The 22,246-nt window shown below is 62.2% G+C and carries 21 protein-coding genes; 14 read left to right on the top strand and 7 right to left on the bottom strand.

The genetic code is table 11. The features are described from left to right. Positions 1-72 precede the first annotated feature (72 nt). Together ABIE52_RS01235 and ABIE52_RS01240 are read right to left on the bottom strand one after the other, a co-directional pair. Positions 73-339 (bottom strand): ANTAR domain-containing protein, encoded by a 267-nt coding sequence (locus ABIE52_RS01235; protein WP_354541397.1) that lies wholly within the window; start codon positions 337-339, stop codon positions 73-75. After that, the gene (locus tag ABIE52_RS01240; protein ID WP_354541398.1) at positions 336-710 is read right to left on the bottom strand and encodes a hypothetical protein; all 375 of its coding nucleotides are present in this window, start codon (positions 708-710) and stop codon (positions 336-338) included. Before ABIE52_RS01240 ends, ABIE52_RS01235 begins: the two co-directional genes overlap by 4 nt. A 190-nt stretch (positions 711-900) precedes the next feature. On the opposite strand from ABIE52_RS01240, the gene ABIE52_RS01245 reads away from it, so the two are divergent. After that, complete coding sequence (locus ABIE52_RS01245) at positions 901-1,152, top strand: hypothetical protein (protein WP_133053443.1); 252 nt, start codon at positions 901-903, stop codon at positions 1,150-1,152. A gap of 730 nt (positions 1,153-1,882) precedes the next feature. Here the strand turns inward: ABIE52_RS01245 and ABIE52_RS01250 are convergent. Beyond that, a complete protein-coding gene (locus ABIE52_RS01250) occupies positions 1,883-2,509 on the bottom strand; it encodes an FMN-binding negative transcriptional regulator (RefSeq protein WP_192713072.1) in 627 nt (208 codons plus the stop codon). A 154-nt stretch (positions 2,510-2,663) separates the two neighbouring features. Here ABIE52_RS01250 and ABIE52_RS01255 point away from each other — a divergent pair, with 154 nt between their 5' ends. The 7 genes from ABIE52_RS01255 (at position 2,664) to ABIE52_RS01285 (ending at position 9,788) form a co-directional block, all read left to right on the top strand. Further along, on the top strand, positions 2,664-3,995 hold the full coding sequence (locus ABIE52_RS01255) for an aminotransferase class I/II-fold pyridoxal phosphate-dependent enzyme (protein WP_354541399.1): 1,332 nt from the start codon (positions 2,664-2,666) through the stop codon (positions 3,993-3,995). Positions 3,996-4,769: 774 nt separating this feature from the next. Continuing rightward, entirely contained in the window at positions 4,770-5,339 is a 570-nt protein-coding gene (locus tag ABIE52_RS01260; RefSeq protein ID WP_354541400.1) for a TetR/AcrR family transcriptional regulator, read from the top strand. Continuing rightward, positions 5,336-5,707 carry a DoxX family protein gene (locus tag ABIE52_RS01265; protein ID WP_192713070.1) on the top strand — a complete coding sequence of 124 codons (372 nt, stop codon included), beginning with the start codon at positions 5,336-5,338 and terminating at the stop codon, positions 5,705-5,707. Before ABIE52_RS01260 ends, ABIE52_RS01265 begins: the two co-directional genes overlap by 4 nt. 1,376 nt (positions 5,708-7,083) lie before the next feature. Continuing rightward, on the top strand, positions 7,084-7,725 hold the full coding sequence (locus tag ABIE52_RS01270) for a hypothetical protein (RefSeq protein ID WP_192713069.1): 642 nt from the start codon (positions 7,084-7,086) through the stop codon (positions 7,723-7,725). A gap of 81 nt (positions 7,726-7,806) precedes the next feature. Then, positions 7,807-8,745, top strand: a complete 939-nt coding sequence (locus ABIE52_RS01275; RefSeq protein WP_354541401.1) for a C39 family peptidase — start codon at positions 7,807-7,809, stop codon at positions 8,743-8,745. A 38-nt stretch (positions 8,746-8,783) separates the two neighbouring features. Beyond that, entirely contained in the window at positions 8,784-9,131 is a 348-nt protein-coding gene (locus ABIE52_RS01280; RefSeq protein WP_192713068.1) for a hypothetical protein, read from the top strand. A gap of 129 nt (positions 9,132-9,260) precedes the next feature. After that, the gene (locus ABIE52_RS01285; protein WP_192713067.1) at positions 9,261-9,788 is read left to right on the top strand and encodes an RNA polymerase sigma factor; all 528 of its coding nucleotides are present in this window, start codon (positions 9,261-9,263) and stop codon (positions 9,786-9,788) included. A 186-nt stretch (positions 9,789-9,974) separates the two neighbouring features. Here the strand turns inward: ABIE52_RS01285 and ABIE52_RS01290 are convergent, their stop codons facing one another. Further along, complete coding sequence (locus tag ABIE52_RS01290) at positions 9,975-10,940, bottom strand: GlxA family transcriptional regulator (RefSeq protein WP_192713066.1); 966 nt, start codon at positions 10,938-10,940, stop codon at positions 9,975-9,977. Positions 10,941-11,089: 149 nt separating this feature from the next. Between ABIE52_RS01290 and ABIE52_RS01295 the strand changes: the two genes are divergently transcribed. Then, positions 11,090-11,725: an isochorismatase family protein gene (locus tag ABIE52_RS01295; RefSeq protein WP_192713065.1), complete on the top strand. Its 636-nt coding sequence runs from the start codon at positions 11,090-11,092 to the stop codon at positions 11,723-11,725. Between the two features lie 332 nt (positions 11,726-12,057). Here the strand turns inward: ABIE52_RS01295 and ABIE52_RS01300 are convergent, their stop codons facing one another. The 3 genes from ABIE52_RS01300 to ABIE52_RS01310 all read right to left on the bottom strand — a co-directional run bounded on the left by ABIE52_RS01300 (position 12,058) and on the right by ABIE52_RS01310 (position 13,657). Then, entirely contained in the window at positions 12,058-12,906 is an 849-nt protein-coding gene (locus ABIE52_RS01300) for a DUF7373 family lipoprotein (protein WP_354541402.1), read from the bottom strand. Positions 12,907-12,953: 47 nt separating this feature from the next. Further along, a complete protein-coding gene (locus tag ABIE52_RS01305; RefSeq protein ID WP_354541403.1) occupies positions 12,954-13,319 on the bottom strand; it encodes a DUF7373 family lipoprotein in 366 nt (121 codons plus the stop codon). 155 nt (positions 13,320-13,474) lie between these two features. Beyond that, entirely contained in the window at positions 13,475-13,657 is a 183-nt protein-coding gene (locus ABIE52_RS01310) for a hypothetical protein (RefSeq protein ID WP_192713063.1), read from the bottom strand. Between the two features lie 352 nt (positions 13,658-14,009). Here ABIE52_RS01310 and ABIE52_RS01315 point away from each other — a divergent pair, with 352 nt between their 5' ends. The 5 genes from ABIE52_RS01315 (at position 14,010) to ABIE52_RS01335 (ending at position 21,446) form a co-directional block, all read left to right on the top strand. Further along, complete coding sequence (locus ABIE52_RS01315) at positions 14,010-15,884, top strand: dynamin family protein (protein WP_354541404.1); 1,875 nt, start codon at positions 14,010-14,012, stop codon at positions 15,882-15,884. Beyond that, positions 15,881-16,360 carry a hypothetical protein gene (locus ABIE52_RS01320; RefSeq protein ID WP_192713061.1) on the top strand — a complete coding sequence of 160 codons (480 nt, stop codon included), beginning with the start codon at positions 15,881-15,883 and terminating at the stop codon, positions 16,358-16,360. Before ABIE52_RS01315 ends, ABIE52_RS01320 begins: the two co-directional genes overlap by 4 nt. Continuing rightward, on the top strand, positions 16,357-17,802 hold the full coding sequence (locus ABIE52_RS01325; RefSeq protein WP_192713060.1) for a GTPase: 1,446 nt from the start codon (positions 16,357-16,359) through the stop codon (positions 17,800-17,802). Before ABIE52_RS01320 ends, ABIE52_RS01325 begins: the two co-directional genes overlap by 4 nt. Then, a complete protein-coding gene (locus ABIE52_RS01330; RefSeq protein ID WP_192713059.1) occupies positions 17,799-19,592 on the top strand; it encodes an Hsp70 family protein in 1,794 nt (597 codons plus the stop codon). Before ABIE52_RS01325 ends, ABIE52_RS01330 begins: the two co-directional genes overlap by 4 nt. 66 nt (positions 19,593-19,658) lie before the next feature. After that, positions 19,659-21,446 (top strand): Hsp70 family protein, encoded by a 1,788-nt coding sequence (locus ABIE52_RS01335; protein ID WP_192713058.1) that lies wholly within the window; start codon positions 19,659-19,661, stop codon positions 21,444-21,446. Positions 21,447-22,246: the final 800 nt, after the last annotated feature.

Raw genomic sequence — 22,246 nt, forward strand, 5'->3', positions numbered from 1 at the left:
TGCCTCCTCATTTTCCAACCAGGTGTTGCCGCGTTGTCAACCGCAGACGACATCGCGCGACATCCCGCCCTGTCACTTGTCAGTGTCGAAACGATCACCAGCGATAACGCCCTGCGCGATCGCAGTGATGCGGCGTTGCCGCGAGAACGCCCGCGCGCGAAGCCGCACCATCGCCTCGTCTACCGAAATCTTGTGGTACGCAGCAAGTATTCCGCAGGCGACATTCACGTTTCCACGGCGGAACACCCCGGCATCGCTTCCCGAGCTCAATACATTGCCTGGAGCGAGTTCGGCGAGCACTGCACGGGCGATCTTGTGTGCGAACAACCGACACGTCACGTCCTCATGCGCTGCAAGGACGGCCGGGGAACTTCCATAGAGCTCGAGTACCCCGAACGGTGACCCACCACCCCCCCGAGCGGGTAGGCATAGACCCTCGCCGCACCGAACCCCAACACCTGGGCTGCGAACAGTGGCCACCGCGCACGCGCCGCGCCTCCTGAAATGTCGTCGTGCAGTTCGGGGTTGTCGAAGCGGAAAGCATCCAGGCACGGGCCTTCCCCGAGAGTGAACTGCGTTTCGTCGATTTCCTCCGCGACGCCGTCGCTGGCGTACACGAGATCTCGCGTCGATGCGGTCGCGAAAACAGCGACACCGGCACCGTCGATCCCTGTCTCGCGGACGAGCTCACTGACGAGCTGTTTCGTCATCTCGAATGGCTCCGACGGAGGAAAACCCGAGGGAGAGAGCGAAATCGACATCGACGGACTTTCCCGAGCGTAAATCCGCTCGCGTTGCGTTGGTGCAGTTTTCTCCAAAACCTATTGGAATACGGCATCTTTCAGAATGCACATCCTCCCAAGTGCCATCGCGGCAGGGGGCAGCAGCACGTTGTCGGCAATGTATCGCAACACTGTCCGGCCCTTTTCTGACCCGGATGGCAAGCCTGATCAACTGCACCCATTTAGAGCTTCTTCCCTCATCTGCGTGCCTTCAAACAATCGTGGGTATGCGCTCAAGATCGAGACTATTCAGCAGCATCTTCAGGAGAAAGACGCGCAGCAAATGTCAGCAATACTCGGAAGCTGGCGCGCGGCCAACTGCCAGAATGGTACTGCTGAAGGTCAGCAATGGTGTGGTCGGGCGGCCTGACGGATTAGCCGTCGAAGGAGCCGCTCTTGTCCTCGGAAACGCATGTCCAACAATGCGCAGCGCTGATATGCGCCTACATCACCAACGACGATGAGGCATGCGAGCCCCTTCGGGACGCCACAGACGTGACATACTGGCGATGGTACGAATCTGCGACAGCCTTGTGTGCGATAGTGCTGAACCTGATCGCATTCAATCTCGGCAGTCGCCGCTTCACCGTCATCGATCGCTCCGCCCCTGAGCGGCAGGAGAGCTTCCCGGTCACAGATATTTGCCGCACGCGACGTCCGTTGGCCGGCCAAGGCTGGGGGTACACGACGGCCACGGTAAACGGGGCACTGCCGTTGGCGATCCGCCCTCGACGGCACTTCCACCGCGTATTCGAGCCCGGATGCTCCATACGTTTGTCATCGAAACCTTCACCCGCGCAGATGCGCCCGTCTCCCTCCGTCGCCGCAGACGATGAAGGGTCGATTCATCGTCAGGACCGCGAAAACTTCTGCGTCCTTCTAACGGCGGGGCGGGAGGGTACACAACACGATCTGCGCCGCGTCGGCACGTTGACATCACCAAAGTGGTTTCCTAAGCATGCTCGTCGCACTCGATAGGTATTTCATCGCATGCCATACGCGTCGTCGGCCCGTTGCGCAGCGCGCACCAACGCAAAACCTGGGGCACGGCCGGACCTCGGCGCGAGAGGGCGACTTCGCCGGCCCGCCGCCCGAAATGTTCAGGCCTCGTCGAGACCTGCGGCGATCATCGCTGCGGCGGTCTCTCGTTCGGAGTGTGTGCCTTGTTCCAATCCCCGGATGACGCCGGAGCGATCTTCAGGGGAGCGGTTCTGGTTCATCTTCGCCTTACCGTAGACGCGATCGATCTGCAGTTCGAACCCCACAATTCCTCGTAGTTGCGCATCGATGAACTCCTTCGGTGCGTCGGTGACCGTCCACTGCTTCTGCCTACCGGACTCGTGCTGGGTGGTCAGCGCCGTAACATGCTCGCGTAACCATTGATCATCGTCATGCGTCACCAATTGCCCGTATATATAGAGAACTTCGTAGTTCCACGTCGGGACGACCTTTCCGTGCACGCGCTTGCTCGGGTAGTAGTCCGGTGACACATAGGCGTCAGTGGCAGGTAAGACGATGACGGTCTCTCCCCCGTTTGCATATCGCCAGTGCGGATTCGCGCGCGCGATGTGGCCTTCGACCGAGTGATTCTCCGCGTTGTAGCGCAACGGGATCGACGTCACTTCGAGGGATTCTGGGCCGGGGGTGATCAGGTGGCCGAAACCTCCAGCCCGCAACGAAGCATCGATCGCCTCATCCGAGAGACGAAACTTTCCGGGCAAGATCATGAAAACTCCTTGTCGTTCCTGGTCGCGGTGACTACTTCCGGCGATGTGTTCGCCAGGCGATCCGCCGCACTCGTGCACTCAATCCAGCGCCGCTTGTCACGTGACAATCCAAACACGGGTTTCCATTTTTGTCACGTGCCAATAAGATGACCAGGTGATCAACTCTGTGGCGGACCGGGTGAACCTCGATATCGTTCGCGGGACCGCCGGCGAGATTTCCGAGGGCATCCGCAATCTCATCAGTGCTGGGGTACTGGCTCCAGGGGATGCGTTGCCGCCCATACGGGCCTTGGCCGACGATCTCGAGGTTCACCGGAACACAGTTGCCGGAGCCTATCGCTTGCTCGTGGCGGCGGGAGTTGTGGAGACACAGGGCCGGCGCGGCAGCTTCGTGCGAGCCATACCGTTCCTGGAAGGAGAAGGCGGTATCGCTCTTCCTGGCAGCGTGGATCTCGCCAGCGGAAATCCTGATCCGGCATTGCTGCCCGATCTCAGAGCCGCCTTGGACCGGACCACTTACACGCCCCGGTTGTACGGCGCCGCAGCCACCGAGCCTCTACTCGATTCCTGGGCACGTTCCTCGATCGAGGACGAGGTTCTCAGGCCGTGCTCGATCACCATCACCAACGGTGCCGTTGACGCGGTCGAGCGACTGTTGACCGCTCATTTGACCCGAGGTGACGCCGTCGCGATCGAGGATCCGTGCTTCCTGGCGAGCATCGGAACGCTCAAAGCCAACAGCTTCCGAGCGGTACCGATGGACATCGACACTTCGGGTATTACCCCGCAAGGGCTGCTGCGTGCTCTCGAAAGTGGTGTGCGCGCGATTATTTGCACCCCTCGTGCGCACAACCCCACCGGGGTCAGCATGAGCGCCGACCGAGCGGCGATTCTCGGAAGCATCCTGGCCGAGTTCCCTCACGTTCTGGTAATCGAGGACGATCACTTCTCTGCCGTGTCCAGCAATCGGTACTGTCGGCTCGCTCCGATGAGCACGACGCGGTGGGCGCTTGTTCGTTCCGTGTCGAAATTTCTCGGGCCCGACCTGCGCGTGGCAGTGGTCGCCTCGGACCTCGACACCGGCATTCGGCTGAGCACTCATCTCCGGTCGGGCGCCAACTGGGTCAGTCACCTGCAGCAGCGCTTGAGTGCTGAACTGCTCAGTGATCCGACGGTGATCGAGGGCCTCGCCGATGCTCGCGCTGTCTACGAGCGACGTCGAACCCTTCTGAAAAATGCACTGTCAGAACATGATATCGAGGTTCCTGACACCCTCGACGGACTCAATGTCTGGGTTCCGCTGGATCGGGATTCCGCACCGATTGTCGATCGACTCGCCGAGTCTGGCTGGCTCGTGCGGGACGGAAGTCAGTTCTCGGCGACGTCGGATCAGTGCCACCGGGCACTTCGTGTGACCGCCTCCACCATCACCTCCGACCACGCGCGCGAGTTCGCGAACACCCTGGTCGGAATCCTGAAGACCTGAGGTGGTTCCAGCGCGCCCGATACGGATTCGTTTGGTCACCGCAGTCTGCATGCCGATTGACACTCGCCGTTGGGCAGGATGGTTTGTAGGCCAACAACTGGCATGGGCCCCTTCAGCAAGTCTCGGCAATTCGAAATCCGCGAAGGCCGAAACCCTTCGCGCCCGGGACCTTTCCCATGAAGGTAAGCTCGGCACGGGTGAGGCGAGTCGAATATCGAATATGTCGTTGTCGATGTCGCAGCCGTCGGCAGACCTCGGACCCCCGAGAGCCTCAGCGAACAACCGTGTCCAACACTTCCTTCAGTATGCTCAGTAGCGTTCTGGCCGGCTGTTTCCGAGCCCGATCCGCATCAACCACGCGCATCGAAAACGACTGCGCCGGACCTGGGCGCCCTGATATCGAAAGCCCCCTCGCTGACGTGGGAGAACCCTTGGTGTGCACTCGCGCCATCACTGCCGCGAGCTGAATTGGGATTTAGCTGCCCAGCATTGATCACCCCCCTCCTCGGGACGCTACAAACATGGAGTTGCGCCTTCACCGGGCATCCTGTTGCAGCGCAGTGTATTTCATGACCAATCGACAGAGTCATGCGCCGGGTCGCTGCATTTTCGAGTGGGCTCCAACCGATCGGATAGAGCACGGCCCCACCTCCGACACCGTCGGCCCGCCTGTAGCTCACCTTGACGACACCTCCAATCTGGGCCATTGTAGTGAACATGTTCAGTGAACAGGTTCACTCAAGGGCGCAGAAACGTACCAAGACTCGTGCGCGTGTGCTTGCGGCAGCAGAACAGTTGTTCCGGGATCAGGGGTTCGACGCGACGACGATTCGGGATATCGCAGCGCTCGCTCAAGTAAGCACAGGCACCGTGATGGCTGTCGGCGACAAGGAATCGTTGCTGGTCACTGTCTACGACGAGTGGATTTCCGCCGTCCACCGTGAGCGCCAGTCCGATCTCATCGACGACGCGAGCCCACTCTCGGCTGCCGACGCGCCCCACGCGATCTTGAGCCTGTTCACACCGTTCGTTCGCCACTTCGCCCGGGACCCCGGACTATCCCGTGCCTACGCAGCGATCATCGTCAGTGGCCGGGTCGAGTCGCAGATTTTCAAGCAGCTCCGCCACGCGCTGGTCACCGAGATCGAGGCGACCCTCGTCCGCGCGGGGCTGGTCCACGAACGCGCCGAGCGCGGTGCGTACGTCATCTACTTCGGATATCTCGGCCTGCTCATGTCTGCCGGCGCCGACGACAGCGACTCGGCCGCCGCATCTGACTTCGAACATTTCCTCGACATCATCAACTTCGTCACCACATCACCTAACCAGGGAGAACTTTCATGATCGCCACACCGCACATCTGGTGGCCGACCGCGGCACTGGCCGCAATCTTGCTGGCCGATGCCCTGCTCTCGATCCGCCCACCCGCCTTCATACAAAACTGCCTCGATGGCGTCGCCTACCCGCGCGACTGGTGGTGGACGCTGGTCGTGGTCAAGCTGCTCGCCGCCGCGGGACTGCTCGCAGGACTGCACTTCCCCGGAGTGGGCGTCACCGCCACCGCGGGTGTTGTTGCCTACTTCGTGTGTGCCGCGTACGCACACATCCGCGCACACTTCGTGAAGCAGGAATTCTGGATCAATTGCCTCGGCATGCTCGCACTATCGATCGTCGTCCTCGTCGTGTCCTACACCGACCTCGTGGCGGGCTGATCGAACCCTTCATCGTTGTGCGCCGCGGGTTTAACCTCCACGGGACTTCCTGGGGCGTAGACGGAACCGGCACACAGTGCGGCTGCACTCGGACCGATTTGCAGCTTTGCGTTCCGGTCATTTTCGACTTCTGACGGAATTTTCGCGAAGGCCGCCACCGACCGAACGTCGGGGGACGTTGCGAGCGCCGAGAAGAAGGATCGGACCTGCCTGCACAATTTGCGAGATCCCCGTCGGGCCGCGACCCGTTGGTCGTGTGCGGCTCGGACGGTCGTAGACGAACCTGACCGCGAGGGTCGAAGCTCTCCAGGTGTGTGGGGTGTCGTTCACGTCATTGGCGGAAACGATCGACACGCCAAACTTCCTACTGGGCGCTAATCTTCAAATACTTTGCGCCCTAATATCATTCGGCTTCCCGCATCCAGCAACGCGCAGCTGCTGGCCGCGCCGCTGCCCGCGCGCTTGGTCGTATCGGCAGTCCACCGAAGCACTCGACGCGACGAAGGCGACACAACTTCAGCGCACGATCGAGGACTGAGCCCCAAGGAGCGATCGCGCCCGACTCGGGATATCGCGCGGCACACTGCACGTCCACCTGATACTTCACTGCAACTTCCGCATCCTTGTCCATTGAATTTGCCTCCGACAGAGCCAACGAAGGTGCCGGGCACTGGCAACAAATCGGCTGGGTCAGCGCGGGGGCCACATCATCCGTCGGCTACGACAGAGATGAGGGGCCTCTCGGATCGAACTACCAGTTCGACAGACAGACGAGCGCCCGCCGGAAAACATGGGGGTTCGTTCCGGCGGACCCACATCACTGATGCCCCATCCAACACGTTGCAAACATGGATGGTCAGTCCGATCGCTCGTCAGTAGCGACGGGACGGACCCGTGCGCTGGGAGCCGGGCACAGACTCAGGTGGCCCCTCAGACCTACATGGTGACGTCTGTCCGAGGGGCCAATGCCATACTGCCCGCGGCCCCACGGCGCCAAACATCAGCTGGCTGTTGACGTGTCGAGCATTGGGACCTGACTACATGTTCGAACTGGTCGGCAAACAGTAAGACCATCAGGGGCTCTGACTCACAATGAGGTCGACACAGTCACTCCTTCAGCACCGAGGCTCCAGCACCTCGGTCAAGGCGCGGGCCACACGAAACCCAGGGGACGCAAACCTTCCCAGCAAGGCACGCCGTTGAGCTACCCGAGCCGAACGAGCCTCCAGCCAAGGAGTGCTTCCCGATCCAGCGTTGACAATACGTGCAGAAATTAACAAGTTTCATCTGCTCGGGAACTTTCAGCGGTTCCGAAGCATCTCATTGTCGACACCAGCGAACGGTCGCTGCGTCACCACAGCGAAAGGACTTCTGCGATGGCCACTCCAGACGGCATCTCCTCCAACCCTCAGGTCACGGGCAATCCCGAGGATGCTCAGTTCACCGGCACCGACTCCGCCGCACCGACCTCCCGTCCGGTGCCGGGTCCGGATACCGAAGGCGGCTACGGTTCGGCTCGCGATCTCGATGGCGACGGCATCGTCGACACCATCGAGATCGATCTGGACGGCGACGGAGACGTCGATCAGATCAAGCATGACCTCGACGGTGATGGCGTCTCTGATGTCGTCGAAACATCCACCGCAGGTGACGGACGTTTCGACGTCGTCGACATCGACAGCAACGGAGACGGGTACGCCGACATCACCCAGATCGACGTCGATAACGACGGCCGCATCGACGGGGTCGTCCTCGACACCAACTTCGACGGTCTCGCAGACGAAGCGGATTTCGATTCCGATGGCGACGGGCGAGTCGACACTGTCATCGTGGACACAAACGGCGACGGAATTCTCGACTTCGCGGGCATCGACGGCGACGGCGACGGGTTCGCCGACGAGTTCGTCACCGATCCCGGTCAGACCGGTGACTGGAACCCGGTACCTGATGTCGCTGATCCAGCCGACATCCCTGACACGGCGGCGGCGGCATCCGCACCCGACGCAATAGATCTCTGATCGAAGTCCGAATTCGGCTTCGCTGTTCTGCACGACAACTCGGTATTCGCACTTCGGTGCCGGACATTTGATGGGAAACACATGGATGAGAACTTCGGCACCGACCTAGCCGACACCGATTACGCCGCTGATCCGACACCGACAGATGATGGAGTCGACTTCCTCGGAGACAGTGCAGGAATCGACATGCCTGCGATGCCGTCGATGTGGGACGACGCTCCGGACGTGCCGCCAAGTGCGAATGCGATGCCAGCCATGCCCACCATGTCTTTCCCTGAACTCGACACAGACGCCGATCCGTCGCCCGGCCCGCCGGCGCCCACCCCATCACATGACGATGCCCCGCCTCCCGATCCCGCCCAGGCACCTATGCCAGACCCCGACGCCACGACGGCACCCGCCGACGGAACCTACGGAACGCCCACCGCATGGACGGCGGACTGGTTTTACCAGGAGGTCGACGGCTATTGCGGCCCGTCGTCCGTTGCCCAGATCGTCTCCGAATACACAGGCCTCGACATCAGTGATCCGCAGCAACTCGTCGATCGAGCACTCGAGCTCGGATTGTTCCCGAACGGTGATCCTTCGCAAGGGATGACGTCGAAGAGCATGGAAATCCTCATGGAGGACCAGGGCGTGCCGTGCCATCTTGAAACCAGTTCGATCAGTGATCTCGAGGAAAAGCTGTCCGATGGGTACGGGGTGGTTACGATGGTCGACTCCGGCGAAATCTGGTATCCCGGTGAGGAGACCGTCGAAGACAACACCCCGGATCACGCGCTCGTGGTCGCCGGCATCGACACCGAACGCGGCGTAGTCATCCTCTCCGATCCCGGCCATCCCGACGGCAATCAACTCGAAGTGCCCATCGACACGTTCGAAGACGCGTGGTCCGACTCCGGAAATGAGATGCTCGTCGCCGACGTTCCCGATGCCGACCTTGCCGACTCCACGGTCGATCCGACCGTCGCTGCGTTGACTCCGCGACCATGGGCGATCATTACCCTGACCCATCGATGACTCACCGCACGCAGGCGGCGGCCGAATGATCAGAGAAAGTGAGATCCACAATGTCCGGTGACGAAGGCAGCCTGTTCGACGAACTCGGCATTGCCCGCGAGTCGTTTCTGCCGGAACCCCCCGAAGACGTGTGGTCCGTGGCCCTCGCGCATGCGGTTGATCCTGACAGCGCCCCGGCCGACGACACACTCGCCCCCCTGATGGACGACACCGTCCGCCCGGCAGGCGATGTCGACGATGTCGGGACCCTCGGCGAGGACGACACCGTGAACGGTGGCAGCAGCGATGCTCATCCGATCCTCGAGCACTTCGGAGACGTCGATGTCCCCGACGACAGTGACGACGGGGACATCCCCGATGACATCGATCTCGGCGACGGCATGTGAACGAGCGCCGCCTCACCCCCCGCATTTCACCAGCCGTGAAACCACACAAAACGGACAGGCGAGTGGTCGCAACGTGCTGCGGGCACCTGAGGCATATATATTCTGACCGCTGACCAACCGAGGGGACCGATGGACGACACTGCGCTACTGCAGCTGTGCCGCGAAGGCGACAGCCGGGCCTTCGGCGAATTAGTCGGCAGACATCGCGCCCACGCGTGGGCTGTGTGCCTGCAGATTACCGGGCACCATCACGACGCGGAGGACGCCTTCCAGGACGCCCTCACCGCGGCCTGGCAGAACCTGCACCGTTTCCGGGGAGATGCAAAATTCAGCACCTGGCTGCACCGTATTGCGGCGAACGCGGCCCTGGCAACGATGCGGCGGCGTACCCCTGACCCGACTGCGCCGGATGATCTTGTCGAACTGCACGATCCGGCCTCGCTGACTGCGGACCGTGTCGCTGACGTCGACGTGGTCCGGAGAGCGCTCGCTCAGCTGCCGGAAGATTTCAGGGTCGCAATCGTGCTTCGCGAATTTGCGGAACTCTCCTACGCGGATATCGCCGCACATCAAGGAGTCGGGGTCCAGACTGTGAAAAGTCGGATCAGTCGCGCCCGGACGCAACTCGTCGCCGCACTCGGCGCACCCACCGGTTGACGATTTCGCTAGACCCAGGTCCTTCTGGGCGCGGCGGATCGCGGTCGGGCGGTGCGTTTGACCCGGGACTGTGGGGCGGGAAGATGTCTTGTCTACCGTTGACGCGCAGAAGTGGGAGCGAATGACTGGTCAGATCCAGGCGCAATTCCTTGTTGCAGTAGCTTTGGTCCACCGCGCCGGCGCATGTTATCTGGTGCCGTCAAGGGGGTGCTCGGCGAACTGCTTCCGGTAGGTGGAAGGTGCGGTCGCAAACGCGGATGTGAAGTTCTGTCGAAAGGTCACCGTGCTTCCGAACCCACACGCCAGCGCAATTGCGTCAATGCTCCAACCGGTCGTCTCCAGGAGAACTCGCGCCTCGCTCAGTCGTTGCTGGAGAATCCAGCGTGCCGGAGTGGTTCCCGTGACAAGACGGAACTGCCGTATGAAGTTTCGTCGACTCATCCGCGCCTGACCTGCGAGGCGGTCGACAGACAGCGGCTCGTCCAGGCGTCCGAGCGCCCATTCCAGCACGTCTGCAACAGCTGTGTCGCCCGCAGGTTCCGCAAGCGGTCTCTCGATGTACTGGGCCTGACCACCCTCTCGATGCGGCGCGACGACCAGGTTTCTCGCCACGCGGGTGGCAACTGCGGATCCGAGGTGCTTGCGCACAAGGTGCAGACAAGCATCGACCGACGACACCGTCCCCGCGGACGTCATCACGTCGCCGTGGTCGATATAGAGCACCGACTCGTCCAAGCGGATACTTGGATGGTTTTTAGCGAGCGCGGGCATCATCTCCCAGTGCGTGACGGCCGAGCGACCATGGAGGAGTCCGGCGTCGGCGACGGCAAAAGCGCCGAGACACAACCCCACGATCGGGGTGCCGCGAGCGTGCGCCCGGCACAGCTTGGCTCGCAATGACTCGCTGATCGGTGAAAGTGGTAGCGGCCAGGAAGGGATGATCACGATGTCGGCCCAATCGAGTGTCCGCGGTCCCGCCACATCGCCGACCGAGTATCCCTCGACGGTCCGAACCGCGCCCGCGCGATCGGACCACAACCTGGTTTCCCAGTCAGGTGCGAGCCCGAGCCTGCCCACCTCACCGAACACCATCAACGGCGCTGCGAGATGAAACATCGTGATGCTGTCGAACGCATAGACGGCGATTCGCATTTGGTCTCTTCCACATCATGGCGCAAAGTCATCGAAAGTATGCACCCGTGCCACTCACGGATGCATAGACACCTACCGAACAATGGAAGACGACCGTCAGGATCGCCGATACGAAACCGAACCCGACCGACCTTCCAGGAGTGATGAAAGTGCCTACACCTCGCCGTGCCCTTATCGTCGTCGACGTACAGCAGGAATACTTCGACGGTCCACTGCAGATCCAGTACCCACCGCGTGAGGAGTCATTGGCCAACATCCTCAGCGCCGTCAAGGTCGCTCGCGCGAATGACCTTCCCGTCGTCGTCGTGCAACATCGGATGCCCGAGGCCGCCCCGGTCTTTGTCGAAGGTACGCCCGGATGGTCACTTCACCCAGCGCTCGAGGATCACCTCGATCCGGAAACCAAGCGCATCCACAAGCAGTACGCGAGCGTCTTCGCCGGCACCGATACAGCCGATTGGCTGCACGCGAAAGACATCGACACCATCACGATCGTCGGGTACATTACCAACAATTGCGACCTCGGCACCGCCGTGGAAGCGGAAGCTCTCGGGTTCGCCGCCGAGATTTTGTCAGATGCCAGCGGTGCGATCCATCTGGCCAACGAAGCAGGTCAGGTATCGGCGCAGTCCCTGCACGAGACCCTCATGATTCTTTTGCATTCGAACTTCGCTGCCGTCGCAACAACAAGCGCATGGGTCGACGCCGTAGATTCCGGAACGAGTTTGCCCAAGAGCAATCTTGTCGTCTCAGCCATCCAAGGACGCGAGGCGGCCCTCAGTTGATGCAATGCTGCAGGCCCGCAATAGATTCGGGACGCCTTAATCCCTGCCGGTGCCGACCGAACTCTCATCGACACCTTGGATGCCGCGAAACTTGAAGGACGATAGGCCCTTTGAACGCGGATGTCGGCGCCGGTCGGCCGAGGCTGTGCCCGTCGAGTTTGTGCTCGGCACCCACCGAGTGTCCGGCGGGAACGGACGCTTGCTCGGGACTTGACGCTACTTGGAGGTGGAGTCCGACGCCTACGTCACTGCGGCCGATGCCTCCGTAAGGGCGAAAACGAGTTCCGGCGTACACCTTCGGAGGTGTACGCCGGACGTTGTTGCTGTAGATACTATTTCGCGGATTCGAGGATCTTGTACTGTGCGGTGGCCATTTGGTGGGCCTTCGTCTCGTCGTCGAGGGCGCTGACCTCACCGAGGTATCGCCCTTGGTGGACGATGCAGTAGTTGTACGTTCCTTGCGGGGTGTCTTTGGTGAAGCAGGCCGCGTTCGGGACACCGGGTGGGTTGGCGGATGGAGTGAATCCTTCGGAGTCGACGATGTCGCCCTTGAACAGGTCGAACAGTGTCGTTGCGCCGTCGGCGTTTTCGGACCGGTAAACGTTGCTTCCTGAACGTGCCATCAGCGTTGTGTCGGATTTGTCCATAAAGTCCAGTGTCAGTGTCGGGTTGGTCGAGAAGTGCGCCGCCCCGCGGGGTCCGTAGACGGCGTCGGAACTGGTGGTGCGGTTGCCTTCGTCCTCCGGGATCGTCAGCACTAAGACGTTGTCGATATCCATCGGCAGTTCGGCGAACTTGTCGGCTGCGGTGGCGGGGAACTTGTCGATCATCGGTCCCTGTTGTTCGAGCGCTTTCGCGGTGATCTGCGCGGTCCAGTCCTTTTCTGCGATCGGAGCGCTGGCCCAGGTGTAGATGATGTACTGCCCGTGTGGTGTGAACGAATTGGAGCTGAACGTACCCTCGGAGCTCTCGCGAGTGGTGGTCAATGTGTCCGGCAGGATGTCGATGCTCGTAGGTACGCCCGCGGGCAAATACTCGCTGGGGAGCGCGTCGTCGGCGGACATGTCCGTCGCTGCCCGTTGCGCTGATTCGGCGTCCGGGAACCGGAGCACGGCGTGCACGATGGACTTGTCCGCTTTCTTGTCCTTGTAAGAGCGGGAAGTGGAGAACCCAGTCAGCATGCCTTCGCGTTCGGCAATGTCCGGTGACTTACCTGTCAGCAGGACGCTCAGAGAGCGCTGCCGGATTTGATGACGTAGGTCGACATCCCCGCAGGACCCGTCAGCAGTGGGTCGAGTTCGGTGGGGAGGACGACGAATTCGGCCATCCGCTGTCCTTCGACGTAGCGGCCGGAGTTGATACTGGTCACGGTCCCGAAGTCGGCTTGCGGGGTGGTGCGGTATGTTCCGGAATCCATCTCCCCAGGTGCGCCGCCTTGCGCAGCGACGGTCGCACTACCGCCGCTTTCACTTTCGGCGTTCGGCTGGCCTTCGCTGGTGCTCGAGCATCCGGTTACCAGCAGTATCGCCGCTACGGCTGCCACCAGCGGCGCAAAAGTTTTCGCGCGCATCTTTCCCTCTCTCAGTACTGTCATGTCCTCACTCATTTCCGGGTGCTCGACCTGAACCGGCCGAACCGACCAGGTAAGGATCCCTCGACAATCAGATGGGATGGCGGCGGGTTTTGTTCCCACGGCCTGGAAATTTGTTCATCTGCTCCGATGGTGTCGCTCGTGGGCGGTGTTCATCCCTACCGATCGTCGACTGGCAAGCCGATATCGGATTCCGCGGATCCGAGGTGGGCGTTGTTGCGTTCGTCGAGCACCCGGTCGATCACAGATGTCGAGACGGGGAAAGCCGAGCCTTCCACGGTACGGATATACGCTCGGACCTCAGCCAACATTGCCAACTCTTCGTCGAAGCGATCGGTCATACCGGCAGTATGCAGCAGAGATCTTCCATCGACGCAGCTGCGGTGGATGCACGCGACCACCGCTCTCGCGGGGCCTCCTGGAATCCAAGGCGCAGGATCCGCGGTGCTCCCAGTGTGATCCGCGTTCATCGGGTCTTCGATCACTCGCCTGGACGTGGCTGCTGAATTTCGTTCGGGTCTCGTGGGAACTTTCTGCGCGCTGTGCGCATCTGACTTGTGAATGCACCGCACAAACTGTGTGCTCACCTCGGATAGGGTTTTGACCGCGAGTCGGACAGCTCCCCTCCCGAAGTGGGTGGTTGGGCGACGGCACGTCGTGCACCAGGCGGGACGAGCGATGGAGAGGACAGAGGTGACGGAGTCCGGCGAATCTGCCGTTGTCGCAGCGGACCCTGGCAGCGACCTGCGCAGCCAGACAGAGTCCGTCTTGGCCGGTGCGACGAAAATCCTGCGCACCTACGGCTTCACGGCGACAGCCGACGCCGCGGCCGCGAAAACGTCCGGCGGGCACGATCAGCGGACCGTGGTGGTGGTCGGGGAGGTCAATCGAGGTAAGAGTTCACTGGTCAACGCCCTCGTCGGGGTTCGGGGTGTCTCACCTGTCGATGTCGATGTCACCACCTCTGCGACGGTCTCGCTGGTGCCAGCTGGGGCTGAATATCCGCCAGGTTCGGCGGATCTGGTGTTCCCTGGCGCGGTACGCCGCATCGGATTCGACGAGGTCGCGGACTGGGTCAGCACCACGGGGCGCCATGTCGCCGACACACAGGGCGAGGTACTCCCGACCAGGGCGATCGTGCCCGTTTCCTCCCCTCATCTGCAAGGTCTCGTCGTAGTCGACACCCCCGGATCCGGCGGACTCGATGCAGTCCGTGCGCAACTGTCGGTGCAGTCGGCGCAGCAGGCCGGTGTCATCGTGGTCGTCTGCGATGCCACCTCCCCGCTGACCGCACCGGAGATGGAGTTCATTCGAACCTGCACTGCGACCGTGGAAGCGGTGATCGTGGTGGTGACGAAAACGGACAAGAATCTGCGCCGGTGGAAACCGATCGTGGAAGAAAACCGTCGCCTGCTTCGTACTCATCTGCGCCGCACCATCCCCGTGCTCGGGGTCTCGAGTGTGCGTGCTCTCGCGGCCGCCGACATTGCAGATCCGATACGCCGAGGCGCCGCCGAGAAGGCCTCCGGGATCACCGCTCTCCGCACCCACATCCAGAGCTCACTAAATTCGGACCACCGCGCCCAGGTCGACGGCCTGCGGACCGCACTCGAAGGGCTGCGGAAAGTGCACGCGAAGATCACCGCGGACATCGCCGTCACCCAAGAAGGCGCCGGCGCGCTACCGGAATTGGCGGTGCAGCGGGACCGGCTCACCGAGCTGAAAGCGCAGTCGACGCAGTGGGAGCAGTACCTCGGCCGAGATCTCGTCTTCGCCCGACAGGCTGCCTCGACAAGCCTCGAGGAACAACTCGACGGCGTTAAATCGAAGTGGACAGACCGGATCAACTCCTCCGGCATGGAAGTACTGCGCAAGAACCCACAGGCGTTCACCAGCGAGATCGAAGCGGATCTCCTCGCGGCGATGACCGCGGCGGTGCAGGTGTTCCTCGATCAGCTGCGGGGCATCGTGGTTCCGCTCTTCGATTCCGAAACCGTATGGCGGAGCATCGAAGCCGATGTCATCACCTCCATGCAATCCGACCCCCTCACTACCGGTCAGGTCGGTAGCAAGAAGCAAGGCCTACTCGACCCGAGTGTGCTGACAATGGGCATGATCGGTACCTCGATGCTCGGCGCTCTGATCGGAGTCGGGGCGATCGCTGGCGTTGTGTGGGTCGGGGTGAACCTCGGTTACAAAGCGATGCGAGCAGGAAAGACGAACCTCCTGACGTGGCTGCGAGAGACCGTGGCGACCGCAAAAGCGAGCACTTCGCGGATGCTCGAGGCGGCGTTGGCGCTCTCGCGGCCAGAGATTGTGATCCGCTACCGCGAACACCTGCGCACCAGCATTGACGAAGTGCAGCAACAGATGACCGACGCGAAGGAAGCGGCGCGTCTGGACGGCGCGACGCGTGATGCGACGCTCAAGCGCCTCAACAACAACTTGCGAGTGGTGACGGCGCGCTCCTCGGAAGTGGAGAACCTCATCACCCGACTGTCCACGCCCCCATCAGCATCCACACCGGCCACAGCCGTGTCCGACTCGGAGAAGGCGACGATCTCATGAACTCAACGCTCGCACTCGTCTTGATTGTGCTGGTGGGTGCCGGCGGCATCGCCGCTGGCTGGATGCTGCGCACCGCCCGAACACCCGCGGCCGCCGAACATGACGACAGTGCCCCATATGACACACTTGTCACCGCGCCCGCACCGGCTGCGGTCCCACACGGGATGCCGGTCGATGCGGATCGGCGCCTGATCAACTCTCTGATCGGTATCCACGACCTCGACGGCGGCACCTCCGCCCGTGAACGGATCCGCGAAGACCTCGCGCAGGTCAACGTCCACATTCTCGACGCCGCCCCTGGTGCCCTCTTCGACTCTGCACATCACAAGGCTGTCTCCGGCGCGGTCGCGGCCACCCCGGACCAGGTCGGCACCATCGCTACCCTGGTCCGGCCAGGCTGGGTCGGCCCAGCCGGGATCCTCCGGTTCGCCGAAGTCGCGGTCTACGTCGCTCCGACGGACCCGATGCCCCTATGAATGCGTCGTACCCGCCGAATACCGCGCAGTTCGATCGGCAACAAGCAGTCCGCACTGCTCTCGACCGCGGCCTGCACTCCCTCGCAGGACTCGGTGGGGATCTCGTCGATCACGCCAACCGTATCGGTGCAATCTTGTGGTCACCGCCGCGAGTGGTGATCGTCGGCCGCCTCAAGGCAGGTAAATCGACACTGGTCAACGCCCTGATCGGGGCACCGGTCGCTGAAACCGCAGCGTTGGAAGCCACCAACGTCGTCACCGTGTACCAGGCCGGGGCGCCCTCGCGGGCCGAACTCGTCACCCTCGACGGTGACCGCCGCCCGATCCCACTCGCCGCCGGCACCTCGGTGAGCCTCGATGTCGACGCCGCGGACATCGCCTACGTGCACCGGCACCTGCCCACGCAGGCACTGGCCAACCTCACCCTCGTCGATACTCCCGGCCTCGCGACACTGACCGTGGAGAACGAAAACCGCACCAGGGCCGCGTTGATCGACGGCTTCGCCCAAACCCGCGCCGCGTCCGTCGACGCAGACGGCGCCGTGTTCCTCTTCGACAGCGCCCCACGAGCCGACGAGATGGATTTCCTGCGCCAACTCGGGTTCACCCCGCTCAACACCCTCGGCGTGCTCTCCCGAGCAGACAGTTTCGGCGAAGGTGCACTGGGGCAACGTAACCCGATCGAACACGCACACGCACACGCACAGAAGCTCGCGCAGCGACTGGCGCAGTCGGTAGCCACCGTGGTGCCGGTTGCGGGTCTTCTGGCAGAGAGCAGCCACACCGGGCAGGTCACCGAAGCCGACGCAATCGCCCTGCACACCCTCGCATCGATGAACAACTTGGAGTTGATGGATCTCCTCGAATCGGAAAGCCCCGAACAGCTCGGGCCAGTGATGCGTGATCGCTTACTCGATCTGCTCGGTGAATACGGCGTCCTCGGCGCTCGCACCGTCGCTGGGCAGGGCGCGCACGCGGTGAATCAGTGGCTCACCGAACATTCAGGGATCTCGCAGGTGAAATATCTGCTCGAGAGTGCACTACAGGATTTCGCGGCGCTGCACCGTGCCGATCGGATCCTCGCCGAATTCGACCTTCTCGCCGTCAATCACCCTGCCCGCGAGCACATCCGCACCATCACCGACTGGGTGCGCAACGATCCGGCGATGCACCCTGTGCTGCTGTATCGAGCACTGCGCGGGATGCTACTCGCTGACCCGCACGCGCCCGTCGTCACCGAACTGACACGACTACTCTCCGGCCGGACCGACGCCGAACGCCTCGGCGTGCACCCCGAGACCAGCCCCGGGCAGCTCGCCCACCATGCCGGGGAACGACTGGTTCACGTTCAGCGGCAGGCGATTTCCACGCGCACCGCAGCAGAGGACGCAGCTTTGGCGGAACTGGTGCGCACCTACACGAGCATGCGGAGGCAGGCATGAACACACCACACCGCAACCCACCCCCGGCGCCAGGGTGGGTTCTGGCAGTCGACTTCGGAACCTCCAATACTGCTGCCGCGCACACCGGAATCCGCTCCGGATCACCAGAAACACTGCCCCTGACGCACCAAGGCAACCTGATGAGCTCGGCCGTATTTGTGGAATCGCCGACCACCATCGACGTCGGAGACGTCGCCCTGAACCGGGCCGAAACGAATCCAGCAGCGTTTATCCCCTCCCCCAAACGAGTCGTCGGACAAGGCATGGTGCACGTCAACGGCTACGACATCCCCGCCTCGTTACCCGTCGCGGCAGTGCTGCGGTTCGCCCTCGATCGAGCGACCGGAGTACACCGCGGCCAAACACCGACCCGGCTGGTCTTGACTCATCCGGAAGGATGGGCGCCGCGCGAAATCGAGGTTCTCCACGACGCGGCGGCAGCCCTGGGATACCAGAACGACTCGGTGGCAACGGTGTCCGAGCCGCGTGCGGCAGCCCACTCCTACACCCGCACCGAACACCTCGCGTCAGGCGCGAAGATCGCGGTCTTCGACTTCGGCGGTGGAACCCTGGATGTCGCCGTCCTCACCGCCACCAGCGCCGACACGTTCGAGGTCATTGCTGCGCGCGGTGACAACAGCCTCGGCGGAAAGAATCTCGATGCGCTCGTGCGCCGTTGGGTCGATAGCCGACTTCAGGACGAGAACCCAGAATTGCTGCACTTTCTGCGCACCGCTGCGCCGGCACACATCCTCCGGACCCTCGACGACTCTATCCGCCGCGCCAAAGAACTCCTCTCTTCCACCGACTCCGCGACGATTTCCGTAGTGGACAGCCGGCACGACCGCCGCGAAACCCTCAGCCTGACCCGCGCCGAGTTCGAATCGATCATCGCTCCGGAGATCGAGCGCGCAGCCGCCTTGACCCATGCCGCTCTGGTGGACGCAGGGTTGACCGGACGACAAGGGTTGACGGCGCTGTACCTGACCGGCGGCTCGTCCCGGATCCCGCTGGTGCAGAGCCGGATCGCCGCACTCGGGCCGATCGCAACTCTCGACGATCCGAAAACAGTGGTCGTTCAGGGCGCACTGATCGCCACGACACGATCGTCTGCTGCACCAGCCGGCCCATTTCCATCGACCACTTCCGCTGGTGCAGGTGCAGGTGCAGGTGCAGGTGCAGGTGCAGGTGAGCAGGCGCCCACACGAGCGCCGTTGTTCGGGGAATCGGCCCGTACCGGCAGCGTTCCCACTCACAATTCGCACAGCTCGCAGTCCTCGCCATTCGAGGCTGGAGCGGCCCTCGCGACGCGGTCGTCGTGGTCCCGCTCACGTGGTGTCCTCGTCGGTGCAGGAGTACTCGTCGTACTCTGCGCTGTCGGGGTAGCGGTCTGGGTGTCGACCTCGTCGAACAACGACACCACCACGCACAACGCCTCGCCCATCCGGACAGTGAACACCGCGCCCGGCACCGCTGACGACATCACAGCGGTCCAGGACCGGACAACCGAATACCTCGCCGCCGTCAGTGCAGAGGACAAAGCCGCCGTCGAATCTATGCGTTGCGCCGGCTACGTCACCGTGACAACGACCCCCGACGAAGCCCCCGCGACGGGGCCTGTGACGATCACGGTCAAGGAATTCATCTCCTCGAACGTCGTCGGCGACAACGCCTCCGTCCGTCTTCGGATCATCACAGATAAAGATGGCGCCACCGACGAAGGCGTTGTCCTGGTCGAATACGTCCGCGAAGACGGCCAGTGGATGTTCTGTTCCGTCACCGACCAATAACGCCCACACCACACGTCAAGACTGTCCCAGCGCGGCAGAGAAGTAATCACAGGAAAGAGACACATCATGTCGGGTTGGATGCTGAGCGTCGACTTCGGAACATCGAATACTGCCGCCGCGCACACCGGTGTTGTGACCGGAGCAGTGGAAACTCTGTCTCTGACCCACCAGGGCAACCTGATGAGTTCGGCCGTGTTCGTGGAATCGCCAGGGACCATCGATGTTGGGGATGTCGCCCTGAACCGGGCCGAGACGAATCCTGCTGCCTTCATTCCCTCGCCCAAACGCGTCGTCGCACAAGGCATGGTGCACGTCAACGGCTACGATATCCCCGCGTCGTTGCCTGTCGCTGCTGTCCTGCACACCGTGATCGGGCGTGCCACCGCCGCCCACCGCGACCAAGCGCCTTCACATCTGGTCCTGACGCATCCCGAGGGTTGGTCACCCCGCGAGGTGGGGGTGCTGCTCGACGCTGCAGCCAGGGTCGGCTACGGATCGGGACGGGTCAGTACTGTCTCCGAACCCCGGGCAGCCGCGCATTACTACTCACGCACCGAAACCATGCCCGCCGGCACGAAGATCGCGGTGTTCGACTTCGGCGGCGGAACGCTCGACATCGCGGTCCTGACTGCAACCGATGCCAATTCGTTCGACATCATCGCCGCCCGCGGTGATAACAGCCTCGGCGGCAAGAACCTCGACGCGGTATTACGGGGGTGGGTCGATCACATGCTCAGCGATCGCAATCCCGACTTGCTGCACTTCATCCGCACCTCCGCGCCCTTGCATGTCACCCGAAGTCTCGACGACTCCATCCAACGAGCCAAGGAACTGCTCTCTTCGAGCCCGTCAGCGACGATCACCGTCAACGGAAACGGGCATCAGGAAACGCTGTCGATCACTCGCCCGGAATTCGAATCCCTCATCGCCCCGGCGGTCGACCGCGCAGTCGCGTTGACGCGACAAACACTCACCGATGCGGGCATCACTCATCCGAGTCAGCTCTCGGCCTTGTACCTGACTGGTGGTTCGTCGCGGATACCGCTGGTCCATCAACGTCTCGCTGCCCTCGGGCCGATCGCGACACTCGACGACCCGAAAACAGTGGTCGCGCAGGGGGCGTTAATCGGGGGCGGGATTCAACGTGACTACGCCACCCCGCAGCTCGCTGCTCCTAGCTTCGGGACAGGCCCGACTACCCGCCCCGCTCCTGAGCAGATGCAACCTGCCTTCACTCTGAGCGCCGCCGCCGCTCAACGTCCTCACACGTCGAAGCCGTCCAACTCCAGAAGAATCAAGTACCTCGCAGCTGCCGGAGCTCTCGTCGTCATCGGAGCAATCGTGGCAGCGGTGATCGTTCTGCGCCCGTCACCGGACAACCCGGGCGTGGACAATCCAGCCGCCGCCGGCACCACACCCGCATCGACCACCGCTGCCGGACCGGTCACTGACGCCGACGCCGTCAAAGCTGCCCTCCCCACAGCCTTGGGCAGTGCCTCCGAAAACTGCCGGCAATCCACCTTCACCACCGACGGTGCCCTGGTGATCAGCTGCGATATCAAAAAATCCAATCAACTCGCCAAAAGCTTTTCCGAATACGGCAATCGCTTCACAGCCAGCCTTAACCTGAAGGAAGCGAAGAAAACGCTTCTCGGCTACCGGGAATACGACTACGGGAACTACACCTTGGTCGAAAACGATGCCCGCACAGCGGGAGTCAACATCAGTGATGGTTCGGCCGGGCAGGTGTCGGGAAGCTACGTCAACATGGAGACGGGACTCACCATCGACGTCTACGGTATGACCGATGCCGATGCCGTCACCAACTTCTTCCGATCGACGGGGCTTCTGTAATTACGCCCCCGGCGTCTCGGGAGGTCTCACACGATCTCTGCGGTGGCAGACTAGGACGCATCCTCGTGCCGGATCCATCGTACGCACGCCTCAGGATGCGACTCAGGAGTTCCCGCGGTTGAGTTCGTCATGAATTCCACTGAAAACGATTCCACTGAAAACGACTGGTGCGACACGTGTTGACTACTCAAACCCGTCGCCGTCCCGCCTGGTCCTTCGATCGGCCAGATCCTTCGTCGTTGTCGACGTTCGTCACGTACCCGGGCTGATCAACACCGGCCTATCACCAGCGGAGATATATTTGGCGAACTTTTCGATCCCTGTACGCACGAAGGCACCCCTTCCCGCGTATCGAAGCTCTTTTTCCACTGCCGGAAGCGGTTCCCCGCAACAACGGTGATACATGCTGTCAAGGACAGGTTGTAATGCCGCGCAGGCAATTTCATCCGGAACCACACCGGAACCCCCAAACCTGACAAACACATCGACCATCGAAACACCCGCCTTACATTGTGGGATCACAGCTTACAGACCAACCTGAACACATGCCCGACTCAAGCTGGACATGTTTCAGCAGAGCACTTTCCGGTGTCGACCGCACTGCGGAACATTTGGCGTCCCGGTAGCAACCCGCGCACGCCTAGTCGTGCCCTCATCTTTGACGAATGCATCGAGAGGCGCAGAACAGGAATCTGATGAAAGATTGGGTTGTGCGGACGCTGCGCGTGATCATCGCTGTCGCCCTGACAGGGTCTGTGGTCGTGCAAATCGCGATGTTGATGCTGTTGGATATCTGACTC

The organism is Rhodococcus sp. OAS809 (assembly GCF_040546695.1).
Taxonomy (GTDB): Bacteria; Actinomycetota; Actinomycetes; order Mycobacteriales; family Mycobacteriaceae; genus Rhodococcus_F; species Rhodococcus_F qingshengii.

Excerpts from the sequence above, each read along its gene's own strand:
- ABIE52_RS01240 (WP_354541398.1), bottom strand. The coding sequence starts at position 710 with ATGACGAAACAGCTCGTCAGTGAGCTCGTCCGCGAGACAGGGATCGAC.
- ABIE52_RS01245 (WP_133053443.1), top strand. The coding sequence starts at position 901 with ATGTATCGCAACACTGTCCGGCCCTTTTCTGACCCGGATGGCAAGCCT.
- ABIE52_RS01250 (WP_192713072.1), bottom strand. The coding sequence starts at position 2,509 with ATGATCTTGCCCGGAAAGTTTCGTCTCTCGGATGAGGCGATCGATGCT.
- ABIE52_RS01265 (WP_192713070.1), top strand. The coding sequence starts at position 5,336 with ATGATCGCCACACCGCACATCTGGTGGCCGACCGCGGCACTGGCCGCA.
- ABIE52_RS01270 (WP_192713069.1), top strand. The coding sequence starts at position 7,084 with ATGGCCACTCCAGACGGCATCTCCTCCAACCCTCAGGTCACGGGCAAT.
- ABIE52_RS01275 (WP_354541401.1), top strand. The coding sequence starts at position 7,807 with ATGGATGAGAACTTCGGCACCGACCTAGCCGACACCGATTACGCCGCT.
- ABIE52_RS01285 (WP_192713067.1), top strand. The coding sequence starts at position 9,261 with ATGGACGACACTGCGCTACTGCAGCTGTGCCGCGAAGGCGACAGCCGG.
- ABIE52_RS01290 (WP_192713066.1), bottom strand. The coding sequence starts at position 10,940 with ATGCGAATCGCCGTCTATGCGTTCGACAGCATCACGATGTTTCATCTC.
- ABIE52_RS01300 (WP_354541402.1), bottom strand. The coding sequence starts at position 12,906 with ATGCTGACTGGGTTCTCCACTTCCCGCTCTTACAAGGACAAGAAAGCG.
- ABIE52_RS01305 (WP_354541403.1), bottom strand. The coding sequence starts at position 13,319 with ATGACAGTACTGAGAGAGGGAAAGATGCGCGCGAAAACTTTTGCGCCG.
- ABIE52_RS01310 (WP_192713063.1), bottom strand. The coding sequence starts at position 13,657 with ATGACCGATCGCTTCGACGAAGAGTTGGCAATGTTGGCTGAGGTCCGA.
- ABIE52_RS01320 (WP_192713061.1), top strand. The coding sequence starts at position 15,881 with ATGAACTCAACGCTCGCACTCGTCTTGATTGTGCTGGTGGGTGCCGGC.
- ABIE52_RS01325 (WP_192713060.1), top strand. The coding sequence starts at position 16,357 with ATGAATGCGTCGTACCCGCCGAATACCGCGCAGTTCGATCGGCAACAA.
- ABIE52_RS01330 (WP_192713059.1), top strand. The coding sequence starts at position 17,799 with ATGAACACACCACACCGCAACCCACCCCCGGCGCCAGGGTGGGTTCTG.
- ABIE52_RS01335 (WP_192713058.1), top strand. The coding sequence starts at position 19,659 with ATGTCGGGTTGGATGCTGAGCGTCGACTTCGGAACATCGAATACTGCC.